Genomic DNA, 15,628 nt, shown 5'->3' on the forward strand with positions numbered 1-15,628 from the left:
GTGGAGCATGCGGTCACCGGGGCTTTTTCTTACAGCGAATTTAATGATGATTAGTGCTGAGCTACATGGCCTTCGGCAATGCTGTCTTCAGCTTTCATCATACGGTTCAGAACCGGAGTAGTGATTGCCATAACAAAGGCTACAGCAAGGGTAACCAGACCGATGTTCTGGAATACTTCAGTATACAGCGGCAGAGTTTTCAGAGGATCTGTCACGTTTTCAGGAACTGCACTGAAGGAAGCAACATAACCACCAATGATGAAGGAAGCTGCCTGTGTCAGGAACCATGCACCCATTGTAAAGCCCATCAGACGCTGAGGTACCAGGCTGGCAACCATCGCAAGGCCAAGACCACTGATCAGCAGTTCACCCAAGCTCTGGAACATGTAAACCAGTACCATCCACCAGATAGAAACCATGCCTGTGCTGTCAGCGAACATCATGCCGGCTGCAGCAATAGACAAGAAGCCGAATGCGCACATGAACATACCCAGAGTAAATTTACCCGGCATAGACAAGTCGCGGCCGCGGCTGCCGTAATAAGTGTACATGTAAGCCAGGATTGGGCTGCAAAGAACAACCCAGAATGGGTTCAGTGCCTGCAGGCTGACAGGGTTGATATCAAAGCCGAACAGTTCAGTACGGACGTTATAGATAGCGAAGAAGTTCAATGAAGTCGGCATCTGAGCATACAGAACGTAGAACACGATAGCTTGAAGCATCAGTACGAAAGCGACAATCATCTTCTTGCGGGTTGCACCTGTGGTTTTAAACGTCTCTTTCAGGAAGATAGACACTACGCCAACGCCGATCAGACCCAATACCATATTTGCCATGAAGATGTTCTGAAGCAACCAGGCACAAATCAGGGTAGAAACAATCGTACCCGCGATAACAATACCCAGCTTTTTCATTTCGATTGGCTGTGCATCCGGTTCAGAACCGATACCCTGAACAGTATTGCGGAACATTACGTAGCTCAACAGGCTGGCAATCAGACCTAGGCCACAGATAACAAACGCGGTTGCGTAACCGAATTTGTCTGCAATGACCGGGCTAAGAGACAGAGATACCAGTGAGCCGATGTTGATGGACATGTAGTACAGGGTGAATGCACCATCCAGACGGCTGTCACCTTCTTCATAACACTTAGAAAGCAGGCTTGAAGGGTTAGCCTTGAACAGGCCGTTACCTACAGCAATAGCACCCAGTGCGAAGAAGATGAAATTCGGATGAAGGATTGAAAAGCCCATCATGAAGTAGCCAGCCGCCAGTACAATGGCACCGAAGATCATGGTGCGCTTGGTACCCAGTACGTGGTCACCGACATAACCACCAACAGAAACCAGGCCGTAAACCAGTGCAGCAAATGCACCGAAGGTAACAAATGAGTCCTGTTGGCTGAATCCCAGCTGTTGTACGAAGAAGACCGCAAGAATACCTTGCAGACCGTAGTAACCAAAACGCTCCCATAATTCGATGAAAAATATCATTTTAAATGGTTTTGGTTGGTCGAAAATGCTTACTTTATTGGACATAATAGAGTAATTCTCTGCTGTTATTGGATTTGGGTGGTGATTACAACTCTTATGCGAGTTGAATAAAGTGATATTGTCGATCGTTTAAAGATGTTTCATGTGACTGCTGTCGCATAACCGGATGGATGTCGGTAAAAAGATGAAAAAACAGTCAAAACTTTGCTTTTAATATGCTGGGGCGTATAGCAATTGTTCCCATAGTGTTTTACTTCATGTTGCGGGGTAAAGTTCGATTGAAACTGTTATTTCAGGATCAGGAAAGCAGGAAATCGAATATTCTTAATAACTACGAATAAACGCATCACAACAATTAGCAGCATACAAAATGGTGAGGCAATACCTGAAAATACGCCGATGTTTATCAGCAAAATATAAAGGCAGCTGCCCAGGATCACCGGTGTGGCATAAAGCTCTGTGTTGTTAAACATGGTTGGGCGATTGGCAATAATATCCCGGATCACACCGCCAAATACTGCGGTGATCATACCCATAAAAATGGCAACATAAGCAGCGAAACCGAGAGAATACAGGTTTGCCGTCACTAATATCGCAAACAGAGACACACCAATGGTGTCAAACAGTATCACCATTCGTTCTACCAGAGATTTACGAATTTCCTTAATCAGGAAGAAGCCTGCGCAGGCACTGAATAAGGCAACCCAGAAATAGGTTTGATCCCGGATCCAGAATACCTGTTCATCAATAATGATATCCCGAAGTGTGCCGCCCCCCAGAGCTGTTACCCATCCGAGCAGTATTACGCTGACAATGTCTTTTCCTTTATTTGACTCGGCAAGTACACCACTCAGGGCAAAGGCCACAATGCATAACATTTCCAGAAGATATACGAACAGGTCCATCCTTATCCCGTTTTAGTAGCTGTTATTTATGATGAACTTATCATTACATGAATACTGATTTACTTCGTTCTGAATCCTCGCAAAACGAGTATTCAGTTTCGTTTGTCATCATTTTTTCTGCTCGTTTTACTTCGTTGAGAAGCCTTACTTCAGTTATCTCTCGTGAGCAAAGTGCTGTTGACTGTATTAATTTGAAATACGTTGTTGTTAACTGAACAATTTTATTACTCATTGATTTTCCGGCTGTTAAATTTACTTCGATTCATGGCCGTTAAGGTACGATAAGCTCATGCATGATGTATAATGATTAAAATGTTTTTAGTATGAGCTAAACTAATAATGAAATTGCCACCTTTACGAGCGGTGCAATGTTTTGAAGCTGTGGCGCGATTGGGAAGTTTTTCTAAAGCTGCTGATGACTTACATGTTACTCAAAGTGCAGTCAGCCACCAGGTGAAGTTGCTGGAAGAATACCTCGGAGACACCTTGTTTAATCGTCAGGGAAGATTTTTATCTTTAACTGATGTGGGTGAGCGTTATTTTTCGGAAGTCAGCCAGTCGTTAGTGAGTTTATCCAGAGTCAGTGAAGAGATCCGAGAAGGTAAGTCCGGGCAAATTCGTTTGGCTCTTTATAGTTCACTGGCAGTGAAATGGCTTATACCAAGATTGGATGATTTACGTCAGACATATCCTGAAATTGATGTGGTGCTGACAATGGTTGCGGATGAGCCTGAGTGTTCTGATGCGGTTGCTGATTGTTTTATTACAGTGAATCCGCCAGAGAAAAATTATGTCAGTGAGTTTTTGTACTCTGAACGACTATACCCGGTATGCGGAAAAAAACTGTGGCATGAAATTAAAGATAAACCACTTCCTGAAGCGTTATGGCAGCCCCCTTTGCTATCGGTGCAATATTCATTATCAGCCACTAATCAGCCGGAAGATTGGGCTGAATGGTGTGAACGTGGTGGTTTTGAGTTACCTGAGCACGTCAATATCAGCTATTTTAGCCATGTGTTACTTGCAGCTGAGGCGGCCAGATACGATCAGGGTATCAGCCTTGTTAACGATTATCTGATTACGGAACAAGAACAGCATAATTTTGTGCGAATACCGTTGCACGAGTTGCCAACCGGTGATGACTTTTACTTTGTGTACAAGGCGTCACGAGCCAGACAAAAAGAGCTTATTAAGCTCGGTCGTTGGTTAAAGCAGCAGTGCCTTGAGTAGGCTGATGATCTGCCTGTTTTAGTACTTCATTGAAAGCAGGCTCTGTATGCTTTGCTGATAAGGAAAAAGTGTATATCATAGTCTGTGACCTAAATCGGTCATATCTAACCAATCAGCGCCTGGCTCGCAGGTGCGTTTATATCATTAATATGGAGAGCCTGTTATGGCTAATAAGCACAAGCAGAAAAAGCTTGAGTTAGTTGTGAATGAAACTAACCCGCAAATTGAAACAGAGCACGGTCGCGGAACCATTCGCGATAATGCATTAAAAGCGGTTGTGACCAGTAAAGTATTTGCAACTCGTGTTGTTAAGGCGAAAAAAGGAAAAGGCAGCTTCAAACGTAAAGGGAAACACGCAGGACGAGAGTCCTATTCAATAGCAGCTTAATTAGCGTTGTTATTGAATAGGACTTTCTTTTTTCTTGTTAATCAGACCAGTCTATACTCTTAATCCGTCTCTATAATTTTATAGTTCAACAATATTGCGACATGTTTCCCGATACTTAATGTCTATTGTGTATATTGTTGTCTTGTCTGCTATAACCTCTATTATCAATAAAAATTGTTTACTTTCAGTTGGTTATCAAAATCAAACCCTGTGATGGTAATCACCGATTTAATAAACTATTGAATTTAAACTGGCTTTTTTGCAGAAGCTGTCTGTTATTTTGAGAATGGTTAGGTGAATTGTGAACATTAAACCAAAAATCATCATTTCAGAAATGGATGAGATGCGATTAGAAGCCTTGCTGGATACCATTCCTGATTCGGTGTTAACGAAGCAAAGGTTGGAAGATGAATTAGACCGTGCCGATATTGTCGACAGCAAAGAGGTGCCGCCGAATGTTGTGACAATGAATGCGACGGTACGCTTTGCGATTTCAACTTCTGATGAAGAGATGAATCTGACACTGGTTTATCCGAAAGATATGGATGAATCCGGTGAAAAGATTTCAGTATTGGCACCTGTAGGCAGTGCTTTGCTTGGCCTTTCTGTCGGCGATGAAATTGAGTGGCCGGGACCTAATGGCGGTGTGATCAAAGTGAAGATCCTTGAAGTGATTTATCAGCCGGAGCGAGAAGGGGATTTCCACCTGTAACCGGGATTGTACTGTAACTTCAACTGGTTATCTTAATATTCAAGCAGTAGCTGTCTCAGTTACTGCTTTTTTGTTTTTCAATAAATATGCTGGTTGAGTTAGCTGATGATTTTATTTGTCTAACTTGGCTTAATCATCATTATTATCAACATAGCGTTCTGTTTGGTGATAAAGCAGACACTTTAAGCTGCATTGTGTTGCAACACGTTTGTGGGGTTAACATCTGCGTCTCACAGTAACTAAATATTTAACTTTCCGTATGCTATTGATTTAATAATTCAACATTCGTCATAAAATAATATTCGACATCGTGATAGCTTTTGTGGTGCATAATTTTGAAGGAGTATGATATGCAAGACGCAAACGCTAGATTTCCGTTCATAGCCAGAGTGTTAATCCTCCGGCAGTTTTTATGGGGTGCCGCATTCTACGGAACCTACGTACTACTTACCAAGTATTTTCTGAACGAACTGAACTACAGTGAAGCTGATACCATCATGATGATGGGTGCTTTCGGTGCTGTAGGGCCGGTATTCTCTGCCGTTGGGGGCTTTGTTGCAGACAGGTTTATCGGTTCATTCCGTGCGGTATATATTGGTTATACCACCTATACAGTCGGCTTCTTCCTGCTGGGTTTTGGCGCAAGTAACCTGAATGTTGAACTCAGTATTTTTGCAATAGCTTTGATCGGCTATGCTAGGGGCTTATCTGCGACCAGCCCGACTGTATTGCTGGGTAATTCTTATTCTTCTACCAACCGCGATTCATTCCAGCAAGGTCTGACTGTTAACTATTCAATTAACAACCTGGGTTCATTCTCATCACAGTATCTGTTCCCGTTCCTGGTTGCGTTTCTTGCCTATCAGGGCAACTTCTATATTGCTTCCGGTTTAATGTCGCTGACACTTGTTCTGTTCGTCCTTTTCCGTAAACGCCTTGTTGAAGTTGGTAACGACATTGACCGCAGAGAAGTAGACCTTAAAACCTGGCTGTGCTTTATCGTCGGTTCTGCTGCGATGCTGGGTCTGGTTTACTGGGTATTTGCTAACCTGGAAGCCGGTAAATACCTGCTGTATTCCCTTGGCGGTGCAGCGATTTTGTACTTTGTATTTGAAATATTCCGCGCAACCTCTGCCTATAAATATAAAATGTGCAGTGTGCTGATCATGATTTTCATTATGATCTCGTTCTACTTCTACTACGGCCAGATGATGACCTCCATGAACATCTATGCGATTAACCTGATGGGAGATCACATCTTCGGCTTTATCCCAATTCGACCTGAATCCAACGCAGCATTTAACCCATTATGGTGTTTTGTGCTGGGTGCACCCGTGATCTTTGTTTACGGATGGCTGGAACGCAAAGGCTATTCACCATCAATTCCGACTAAATTTGCTGCGGCATTCGTCTTCAGTGCTATTGCGTTCGGTATGCTTGGCCTTTCTACCGGTTTTGTCGGTGAAAACGGAAAGATCGCCGGTGACTGGATTCTGTGGGTCAACTTTTTCCAGTCCCTGGCTGAGCTGATTGTAGGGGCGCTGGGGGCTGGCTTTATCTTTGAAATGGTACCGCGTTACCTGTCAGCATTTGCAATCGGTCTACGTTCTGTAGCCTTGTCTTTGAGTGGTATTTTGGCGGCAGTTATCTCAACCCGAATCGCATTGCCTAAAGATCAGGTGTTAACGCCAGAGATCATTGAAGGTGTGTATGCGAATTACTTCTATGGTCTGGCAGCTTTGGCGGTAGTGATGGCGGTTGTAACCCTTATGCTTTCGAAAGTGATTGCCAAACTTATCCGCAAGGGTGAAGAGTTGGAACAGCAGGATGCAGATGAGGAAACTGCAACTCAGCATTAATTCATATCATAATTTAAATTGTTACTTTTAAACGGTTCAGCTCGGTTTTGAGCTGAACCTTTTTTATGCTTTTAACCATATGATTCTAAATGGGAATATCACAAATATTTGTGACTGGTATGGCTGGTGAGACATGGATTCCTTGTTGAGATCTCATCTTTGTAAAAAAGGTTTCACTCAATATGCCATTTGTTCAATAACTTATCTTTGATCATGAAATGATAATTTCCTACATGCTAGTTTTTGCCGTGCATTATATTGAAGGAGCATAACATGCAAGACGCAAACGCTAGATTTCCGATAACAGCCAGGATATTAATCCTAAGGCAATTCCTGTGGGGAGCTGCTTTTTATGGAACTTATGTCCTGCTTACCAAATTCTTCCTGTTTGAGTTAAATTACAGCGAAGCCGACACTATCATGATGATGGGTGCCTTCGGGGCCGTAGGTCCGGTATTTTCCGCTATCGGTGGATTTGTTGCCGACCGTTATATCGGTTCGTTCCGGGCGGTATACATAGGCTATACCATTTATACCATTGGTTTCTTCCTGCTGGGCATAGGGGCTGGCAGCCTGAATGTGCCAATGAGTATTTTTGCGATCGCCCTGATCGGTTATGCTCGCGGCCTGTCAGCGACAAGCCCGACGGTATTGCTGGGTAACTCCTATTCCGAAACAAACCGGGATGCATTTCAGCAGGGTTTGACAGTGAATTATTCCATTAACAACCTGGGATCTTTCTCTTCTAAATACCTGTTCCCGTTTATGCTGGCCTATATGGCGTACCAGGGTAACTTCTTTATTGCATCAGCTTTGATGTCTCTGACTCTGATTCTGTTTGTTGTCTTCCGTAAACGCTTTACTGCTGTCGGTAATGACATTGATCGTCGTGCCGTTAGCATGAAAACCTGGGCTGCCTTTGTTGCTGGTTCTGTAGTTATGCTGGGGCTGGTTTACTGGGTATTCGCCAACCTTGATGCTGGTAAATACCTGCTGTACGCACTGGGTGCGTGCGCGATTCTGTATTTCATTTATGAAATCACTAAAGCAACGCCTGCATACAAGTACAAGATGTGCGGCGTGCTGATCATGATTTTCATTATGATCTCGTTCTACTTCTACTATGGTCAGATGCTGACCTCGATGAACATCTATGCCATTAACCTGATGGGAGAGCAGATTCTGGGCTTCATTCCAATCAAGCCTGAATCCAATGCCGCATTTAACCCGCTGTGGTGTTTCACCCTGGGTGGTCCGGTGATCTTTGTCTATGGCTGGCTTGAGAAGAAAGGATTTTCACCATCTATTCCTACCAAGTTCTCTGCAGCGTTTGTATTCAGTGCTATTGCTTTTGCATTGCTTGGCCTTTCTACCAGTTTTGTCGGTGAAGACGGCAAAATTGCAGCAGACTGGATCCTGTGGGTTCACTTCTTCCAGTCTCTAGCTGAGTTGATTGTAGGTGCATTGGGTGCCGGCTTTATCTTCGAGATGGTGCCACGTTACCTGTCTGCATTTGCGATTGGTCTTCGCTCTGTTGCTCTGTCACTGAGTGGTATTCTGGCAGCTGTGATTTCAACAAAAATTGCGTTGCCGAAAGATCAGGTGCTGACGCCGGAAATTATTGAAGGCGTATACGCAAGCTACTTCTACAACCTGGCAATGCTGGCGGTTGTAATGGCTGTCGTAACACTGATTCTGTCAAAAGTGATTTCTAATTTGGTTAACAAAGGTGAAGCACTTGAAAAAGAAGCCGCTTCTCAGGATATGGCAGCAAACCACTAATTCGGTATTCTGTTGCTAGACAATAAGCGTAAGAAAAGCGCCGGCCTTATGTCGGCGCTTTATCGTCTTTAGAAGGGGGCTTTAACCAGGGCCATTACTGCTTCATTGCAATTGCCTTGGCTGATTTTTCCTTTGTAACAGGGAGCTTGATTTGAGCTGAGGTCATATTAACGATATCGACTTTCAGTTTGCCTTCTCCAAGCAGTTCATCAACCAGCTTTTGCGAGAAAGGCCAGTAGTTCAGAGTGGCATCAAGAGTAATATTACCGCTTATGTCTTCAGGAACTACGAAGGTGTAATCAACAACAGAATAACCGTTCGGGAGTATTCGGGTATCAGACAGGATTCTGTCCACTTCCCAGACATTCAGCTCCACTACGTTTCCGTTGGCATCACCTAGGGTGACTTTAAAGTTTCGTGTGCCTTCTTCTGTATGGCCGTCAACTACGGCACCGGAGCGGTAGATTTGTTCCTTATCCGCAGTGTTAACTTTGAAATCAATCCATACTTCACGACCTTCCGGAAAACCGGTCGGCAGTTTATGACCAGCACCGACATTCGAGACCTTGATTTTGATCGTGGCCATCTCTCCGGCAACCAAATTAGCTGGCAGCTCTATAAACTCCATGGTAGCGGCGGAGCGAAGCATTTCGCGGGCGAGTTCTGCACTGTCCGGGTCATCGAAATACTGGTGCAGGGTAGAATTACCACCGGTAAATTCATGAGAGTAGATGTGCTCCCGAGTTTTGCCCATAACGGCAGACTTGCCGGGGTTCGCTTTTTTTCCTGGTCCCGGTGTCATATGGCAGTCCTGACAATGGATACCTTGTTCGTTATAGGTACTTTCTAGCCATTCATCATAGGTGCGTTCAATCGGGGTGCTGTTGAACGGGTGAGAGACATTATGACAAGCAGAGCAGAATTCAGACTTTGTCTGCAAACCCAGATATTGAGTTTTGTGATAGGGGGACTCAGCATCGGTTCGCGGGCCGAGTTTTACGTGCTTGTCTTTGTTTGGGACCAGAATATAAGCGCCGTTATCACTACCGGTGAGTCCGACAATGTTATGGCAAACCTCACAGTTAACGCCGGGAATGTGTTCGTCGGTATCAAATGAAGTGGCATTCGCATTCATACTGGTCAAGCCAATCGGGCTATGGCAGGCGACGCAAAAGTTATCGACTTTACCATCTGTTGCAGCACTGGCTCTTTTGAATAACTCTCTGTAAATCGGGTCTTCCCAGGAATTCGCCATTACCGAACGTTCCCACTGTTGGTAGATTTCGTTATGGCAGCCCTGACAAATTTTGGGATCCTCGAACATTTCGGGAGTGAGTTTATGTCCGTTGGTTGAGGCTCGTGACGGGTAGAAAGGAAGCTGCTGTTTGATTTGTTCCCCTGTGAGTGTCTTATGTGGCTTTAACCATTTCTCGTTGTTTCCGTTAGCAAAAGCAAATAAAGAGACAGACATTAGCATCAGGACTAATACTGTTTTTGATGCTTGGTTGATAAATATTGCGTATTGGCAATACATGGATGAAAAAGCAAACCTGGCCGATGAGTTGTTATTGTGCATAGTTTTATCCATTGAACTGGTTAATTTACGTCAATGTCTAACTTTCAAGCCACAAGTATTGTCAGTGATATGGTGAGCAGCTGTATCGGGTTTGCGACATCAAAAAGGCTTTAAATGAGGTGGACGCCGCCAGGCTGTAGGGTGATCAAGCAAAACGTTTGAAAACGATTCAGAAAAAAGAATGTCTGAATTGGAAGTGCGTTGTTTAAGTAGCGTTATTCTTTTTGTGATTGAGATATAACAGACTCTATGATCGAACTGGGAGATGAGTGGTCGGAATATGGGAAACCTTACCAATGAGATGCCTTGTTAGAGAAGAGTGGACTAGAAAATGAAACAGCGAGAAACGAACATAAACGGATGAGGTTGAGGAAAATGTCGTTAGCCAGTTTAAAAAGTGTGATTATCGTTGGCGCCGTTCTGCTTTTAGTTCAGGGCTGTAATGAAGATTTGCAGCTCTCTGCAACACCGATTAAGAATGTAGAAAAAATAACAATCAGAGAGAAGGGCGAACTGGATGTCTATTGTCCCACCGGGATCTGCCAGTTTCAGCTGGTCGCGGATCAGGAAGCGACTGTAAACATAAACATGCACTACGATATTTCACGGCAGTTCGACAAAATAGAAGGCGTTAGCGTGGCTGGTAAGCTGTCATCTTCAGTGAAGATGACAGGGCCGAATACTTTTTCAATGGATGTATCGGGCAATGGGAAGCCATCTAAAGTTCAGGTCGTCGATTATTACCGTAACTAAGATGTCTATTGAAGCTGAATGTCAGGCTTTAATTTCCTGGCTTTTGTTTCTCCAGTAATTTGCGTTTGTGTCGGTTAGACGCGCCGGATTCAGGTTTCTCTGGAACAGGGCGTTTTTCCGCGATTAGATGACGGACAGCAAGAATCGGATGTTTGAAAAGCATCTTCGGACCTGAATAGCGCATTATCTTACGTGATATCTCCCGGTAATCCGTTTTGTAACAGTGAATAGGGCAGAGTCGACAAGTCGGTTTGGCTTCACCATATGGGCAGCGATCAAGGCGGGTAAATGCGTACTCAAGAAAGTCTTTGCACTGCTCACAGAGTGCAGGCGTTTTGTGGTGGTTTTTGCAATAGATTTTCACCATTGCCTCGATAGTTCGAAACTCTGTATCCAGGCTGCCATATAGAATAATGGCCTTGTTTGACTCACTCATACTGGTTTCCCTGCAGCACATTGCGCACAAATCTTACTTAAAGTTATATTTTAAATATAACTATATATTGGCGTCAAAATATGATCTTTATCTAGATTTGTATGATTAAATGGAGGAAACATGTTATGAACATGAAAAAATATCCGTTTTATCACAAGAATTCCCGTCTATGGGTTGATTTACTTGGGTATGAGCAGTAGTATCCGCACCTCTTTTTTTATGGTGGTGTATATGAGCAGATTTGAGTGCCTAGAAAGAATCGTCGACGAATACCGTAAGAAGGTTCGTGACGCGGAGTTTAATAAACAGAATGACAGTGAAGTCGCAAAAGTCCTGGTTCTGCTTGTTGGTAACTCTATGTTCAGCCTGGCAGATGAATTTGCAGATTGGGTAAATCGTGGCGGTGATCGCAGCTACGGCGGTAAGTTTTTTGTTTCTAAGCAGCTGATGACGTTGCTAGAACCTGTAACTTTCCGTGGCGTAACAGTACGCCGTGATTCGATTAAACTGTTCCGCATCTCGTAAGGGCTGTTTGAATCGTTTATTCAATTACTCTCATAAAGAAAAAATTGAGAACGTATTTATAATCTAGCTTTGCTTAGGCTTAGCGAGATTGGCGATAAAGGATGCTTCGGCATCCTTTTTTGCGTTTGGTGGATTCAAAAAATCAGGGCTGGATCAGAGCGATAAACTGTGTTCAGATCCTTATTACAAAAAGTAAAGTCAGATAAAAGAGATAAAAAAATGGATGCAGAATTCTGGCATAGCCGCTGGGCTGAAAACCGTATTGGTTTCCACTTAAACGACGTTAATCCAAAGCTGATTAAACACTGGCCGGCGGTAAGTACATCGCGGGATGATTCAGTGCTTGTGCCAATGTGCGGCAAGTCACTGGATATGACCTGGCTGGCTGAGAAGCACAATAAAGTTATCGGTATTGAATTGAGCGATATTGCAGTGAGAGCTTTTTTCTCTGAGCTGTTTTATATCCCGACAGTGACATCGCTGGGTAACGGCCAGACCATGTATGAACTCGATGAAATCACGATTTACTGTGGCGACTTTTTCTCTACACAAATTGATCCTGTTGATGTGGTTTATGATCGTGCCGCACTGATTGCGATGCCTGAGCCGATGCGTCTGATGTATGCCGAGTGCTTGCTGTCTATGGTGAAAGCTGGTGGTCGAATCTTATTGATCACGCTGGATTACCCACAGGCTGAGATGGATGGTCCTCCGTTTAGCGTAACCCAGAATGAAATCGAAATGCTGTTCAAGGGATGCAAAATTACCGCACTTGAGCGTGATGAAGCTGATGAATCGCATCCTCGTCGTCAGCGTGGTCTTAGCCGCTTTGCGGAAGAAGCCTGGTTGATTGAGGTTTAAAGTGAAAGACAAGGCAGAAGAGGCACGTTGTGTAATAACAGGCACTATTCTGCTTACATAGTGAAAAAGGAGCCATGATCGGCTCCTTTTTTGCTTGTTGTATACGCCAGTGACGGTGTCACTGAGCTGGGTGTTTCAGGAATTAAAACACCACTTTTACGTCAGCTGCTGTATTTACGGCATCACTGATAGCGTCGACGATATTATCGCGGCGGGTGAGGGCGACACCTAAACGACGGCGTCCGTTGATTTCCGGCTTGGCGAACAAGCGCAATTGAGTTTGCGGACGAGCCATAGCGACAGCCAGGTTATCAAAGCGCACATTTTCTGATGTGCCTTCGGGCAAAATTACCGCTGAAGCCGATGGACCGTATTGTGTAATTGACTGAATCGGCAAACCGAGGAAAGCTCGGACATGCAGAGCAAATTCTGACAGGTCCTGAGAAATCAGGGTCACCATGCCGGTATCGTGCGGACGAGGCGAAACTTCACTGAACAGGACTGTGTCACCTTTAACGAACAACTCAACACCGAACAAGCCATATCCACCAAGAGCATTGACAACTTTCTCCGCCACTTCTTGTGCTGCTTTCAGAGCTGCCGCAGACATTGCCTGAGGCTGCCATGATTCACGGTAATCACCATCCTGCTGGCGGTGACCGATAGGATCACAGAAGTGTACGCCATCCACAGCACGTACAGTCAGCAGAGTGATTTCATAATCAAATTCAACAAAACCTTCCACGATCACACGTCCTGCACCAGCGCGGCCGCCTTCCTGTGCGTACTGCCAAGCAGATTCGATATCAGCAGGAGATTTGATCACGCTCTGGCCCTTACCGGATGAGCTCATGATTGGCTTCACCACACAAGGTGTACCTATTTTTTCAACCGAAGCGGCGAAGTCATCATATTGGTCAGAGAATTCATACGGAGAGGTCGGGATGCCTAAAGTTTCTGCAGCCAGGCGACGGATACCTTCGCGGTTCATTGTTAGCTTGGTAGCGTTGGCAGTCGGTACAACATTCAAGCCATCTTTTTCTAGTTCGACTAGGGTATCTGTGGCAATGGCTTCGATTTCCGGTACCACATAGTGAGGCTGCTCCAGGCTGATGATTTCTTTCAGAGCCTGAGGATCCAGCATATTAATAACATGGCTACGGTGGGCGACCTGCATGGCAGGGGCGTTAGCGTAGCGATCAACAGCAATAACTTCGAGACCTAAGCGTTGGCACTCTATCGCGACTTCTTTTCCAAGTTCACCAGAGCCTAGTAACAAAACACGGGTTGCATCCGGACGAGTAGCTGAACCTAACATTGGGTTTCCTTACGTTTGTGTGTTGATTACCCGGCGGATCATACAGGATTGTCAGATTTGCGCAAACGTTTGCTTTTTGGTTTTTCGACTAAAGTTAAACAACTGAGTATTGTAAGCAGATAAATGCTTTCCGCTTGTGTTTCGCTATGTTAGAAAGGGGGATTTGTCAAAGTTATGTCATGATTGGTTTTGACCCGTCGAGCTGAATGCGTTTTGCGGTTAAATTACTGTCATTGACTGTTATCGGTTACTTTTTTTGCTGTAGCTTTTGGCAATAACACTTTTTTGAGCATGAACACTATGATGAAAAAAACACTATTGGGATTAGCGCTGACTCTTTGTGTTTCCTTGACGGCACAGGCTTCACAGAGCATCGGCGTCTTTTTTGGCAGCCCTATGAGCGGCATTCAGTACAAACAGAATGACCTTCGTTTTTCTCTTGGCATTGATGAGTTTGGCGTTGCTGTTGATAAGACCTTTAACCTTGGCAAGTTAGTCAGCAAACCTGAGCTTGATAGCATGTACACTTTTGTCGGCGCACAGTACGTCGATGATAAAGACGACAAACTAGGTGTTCGTTCCGGCGTCGGTTTCCAGGTACCTCTGGACCGTGTTGAGCTTTATGGTGAGGTTGGCCCGACACTGTATGTTGTAGAAGATGTAGACCTGGAACTGGAAGGGGCGATTGGAGTTCGTTACCGTTTCTAAACCGGTTCTAAGTTTGGGCTTAGATTAGAGTTAAGAACAAAAAAGAGGCGAGAAACAATTAGTTTCTCGCCTCTTTTGATCTGAAATCCAAAAAATGAATTCAGCGAATTACTTCACTTTGGTTACTTCTTTCTGTTTTCCCATTGGGTAATGAAAGCCACAGAAGCAATGATAATTGCAGCGCCAAGCCATAGGCGTCCCGGTGGAACCCAACCGAATACCACCCAGCCTGCCAGCACGTTAAGCGGCAATTTAGCGTGGTCGAAAGGCTGAACGAAAGACGCATCAGCAACGGCGTAGGCTTTAGCAATTGCCCATTGAGCCAGTGCAGTCAGAAGACCTGCTCCAAGCAGCAGCAACCAGGTCAGGCCTTGATCAGGCATAGTGAATTCAGGTGCCGCCAGGAACACGTTAAACGGTGTAATAAGTAGCAGCAGGTACACAACCATGGTTGTCGGTGAATCGTGCACCGACATCTTTTTCACCATCAGAGAATAACAGGCCCAGAAGAAAGCGGCACCAACAGGCAGTAGAGTTGCCCAGGTAAAACCGTCAGCCCATGGTTCCAGAATAATCATGGCTCCCGCAAAACCGGCAAGAGTCGCCAGCCAGCGGGCTGCACCGACTTTCTCTTTCAGGAACAGGCCTGAGCCGATAGTTGCAAACAGCGGTGATGTCATCAGCAGGGCGATACCCTGCCAGATTGGCACCGGATAGGCCAGTGCCCACAGCCAGAGCTGAATACCGATAACAGACAGGAATACACGAAGACAGTGCATACCAAAGTGTTTGGTTTGTAGTGCCTGACGAAGACCAAGGGTCTTCAGCCAAGGGAAAATGGCAACGAGTGCGATGAAATACTGAAAAAATGCAACCGTCGTCGACGGCAGATTCAGCATCACGCTCAGGTATTGCGCCATGCTGTTTACAATCGCAAAGGCAAGGCCTGCGGTCAGCATCCAGCTGGCACCCTGAATCGGGTTATGTTGATGGGACATGCTCAAGTGACAAAATAATTACTGACAAAAACTTACGGCATCATACTCTTGCCGAGAAAAGGATGAAACTGATTTAAAAAGAAA

Annotated in this window: 15 protein-coding genes; 9 read left to right on the forward strand and 6 right to left on the reverse strand. The window is 44.8% G+C overall.

Annotation, left to right across the window (positions count from 1 at the left end):
• Window positions 1-50: 50 nt before the first annotated feature.
• Together AACQ93_RS08325 and AACQ93_RS08330 are read right to left on the reverse strand one after the other, a co-directional pair.
• Complete coding sequence (locus AACQ93_RS08325; RefSeq protein ID WP_064603870.1) at window positions 51-1,538, reverse strand: oligopeptide:H+ symporter; 1,488 nt, start codon at window positions 1,536-1,538, stop codon at window positions 51-53.
• A 242-nt stretch (window positions 1,539-1,780) separates the two neighbouring features.
• Window positions 1,781-2,398 (reverse strand): trimeric intracellular cation channel family protein, encoded by a 618-nt coding sequence (locus tag AACQ93_RS08330; RefSeq protein WP_198160109.1) that lies wholly within the window; start codon window positions 2,396-2,398, stop codon window positions 1,781-1,783.
• Between the two features lie 339 nt (window positions 2,399-2,737).
• Between AACQ93_RS08330 and AACQ93_RS08335 the strand changes: the two genes are divergently transcribed.
• From AACQ93_RS08335 to AACQ93_RS08355, 5 genes are all read left to right on the forward strand, one after another.
• A complete protein-coding gene (locus tag AACQ93_RS08335; RefSeq protein ID WP_064603875.1) occupies window positions 2,738-3,628 on the forward strand; it encodes a LysR family transcriptional regulator in 891 nt (296 codons plus the stop codon).
• A 163-nt stretch (window positions 3,629-3,791) separates the two neighbouring features.
• Window positions 3,792-4,016, forward strand: coding sequence for an alternative ribosome-rescue factor A (locus tag AACQ93_RS08340; RefSeq protein WP_064603882.1), 225 nt, complete (start codon window positions 3,792-3,794; stop codon window positions 4,014-4,016).
• 301 nt (window positions 4,017-4,317) lie between these two features.
• Complete coding sequence (rnk, locus tag AACQ93_RS08345; RefSeq protein WP_007461524.1) at window positions 4,318-4,728, forward strand: nucleoside diphosphate kinase regulator; 411 nt, start codon at window positions 4,318-4,320, stop codon at window positions 4,726-4,728.
• A gap of 350 nt (window positions 4,729-5,078) precedes the next feature.
• Window positions 5,079-6,587 (forward strand): peptide MFS transporter, encoded by a 1,509-nt coding sequence (locus tag AACQ93_RS08350; protein ID WP_064603884.1) that lies wholly within the window; start codon window positions 5,079-5,081, stop codon window positions 6,585-6,587.
• Window positions 6,588-6,860: 273 nt separating this feature from the next.
• Window positions 6,861-8,369, forward strand: coding sequence for a peptide MFS transporter (locus tag AACQ93_RS08355; RefSeq protein WP_064603887.1), 1,509 nt, complete (start codon window positions 6,861-6,863; stop codon window positions 8,367-8,369).
• Between the two features lie 94 nt (window positions 8,370-8,463).
• On the opposite strand, the gene AACQ93_RS08360 is transcribed toward AACQ93_RS08355, so the two are convergent.
• The gene (locus AACQ93_RS08360; RefSeq protein ID WP_232323298.1) at window positions 8,464-9,945 is read right to left on the reverse strand and encodes a multiheme c-type cytochrome; all 1,482 of its coding nucleotides are present in this window, start codon (window positions 9,943-9,945) and stop codon (window positions 8,464-8,466) included.
• A gap of 375 nt (window positions 9,946-10,320) precedes the next feature.
• On the opposite strand from AACQ93_RS08360, the gene AACQ93_RS08365 reads away from it, so the two are divergent.
• Complete coding sequence (locus tag AACQ93_RS08365; RefSeq protein ID WP_064603903.1) at window positions 10,321-10,698, forward strand: hypothetical protein; 378 nt, start codon at window positions 10,321-10,323, stop codon at window positions 10,696-10,698.
• A 28-nt stretch (window positions 10,699-10,726) separates the two neighbouring features.
• Here AACQ93_RS08365 and AACQ93_RS08370 read toward each other — a convergent pair whose 3' ends face one another.
• The gene (locus AACQ93_RS08370) at window positions 10,727-11,134 is read right to left on the reverse strand and encodes a nitrous oxide-stimulated promoter family protein (RefSeq protein ID WP_064603906.1); all 408 of its coding nucleotides are present in this window, start codon (window positions 11,132-11,134) and stop codon (window positions 10,727-10,729) included.
• A 231-nt stretch (window positions 11,135-11,365) separates the two neighbouring features.
• On the opposite strand from AACQ93_RS08370, the gene AACQ93_RS08375 reads away from it, so the two are divergent.
• Window positions 11,366-11,659 (forward strand): hypothetical protein, encoded by a 294-nt coding sequence (locus AACQ93_RS08375; protein ID WP_007461536.1) that lies wholly within the window; start codon window positions 11,366-11,368, stop codon window positions 11,657-11,659.
• Between the two features lie 219 nt (window positions 11,660-11,878).
• Window positions 11,879-12,520 carry a thiopurine S-methyltransferase gene (locus AACQ93_RS08380; RefSeq protein WP_064603909.1) on the forward strand — a complete coding sequence of 214 codons (642 nt, stop codon included), beginning with the start codon at window positions 11,879-11,881 and terminating at the stop codon, window positions 12,518-12,520.
• Window positions 12,521-12,662: 142 nt separating this feature from the next.
• Here AACQ93_RS08380 and purT read toward each other — a convergent pair whose 3' ends face one another.
• Window positions 12,663-13,838, reverse strand: coding sequence for a formate-dependent phosphoribosylglycinamide formyltransferase (gene purT, locus AACQ93_RS08385; RefSeq protein ID WP_064603912.1), 1,176 nt, complete (start codon window positions 13,836-13,838; stop codon window positions 12,663-12,665).
• A gap of 300 nt (window positions 13,839-14,138) precedes the next feature.
• Between purT and AACQ93_RS08390 the strand changes: the two genes are divergently transcribed.
• Window positions 14,139-14,546, forward strand: a complete 408-nt coding sequence (locus tag AACQ93_RS08390) for a hypothetical protein (RefSeq protein ID WP_064603916.1) — start codon at window positions 14,139-14,141, stop codon at window positions 14,544-14,546.
• Between the two features lie 122 nt (window positions 14,547-14,668).
• Here the strand turns inward: AACQ93_RS08390 and AACQ93_RS08395 are convergent, their stop codons facing one another.
• Window positions 14,669-15,544, reverse strand: coding sequence for a DMT family transporter (locus tag AACQ93_RS08395; protein ID WP_064603920.1), 876 nt, complete (start codon window positions 15,542-15,544; stop codon window positions 14,669-14,671).
• Window positions 15,545-15,628 lie beyond the last annotated feature (84 nt).

The sequence above is a fragment of the Photobacterium sp. J15 genome (assembly GCF_963870815.1).
In the GTDB taxonomy this organism is placed as follows: domain Bacteria; phylum Pseudomonadota; class Gammaproteobacteria; order Enterobacterales; family Vibrionaceae; genus Photobacterium; species Photobacterium marinum.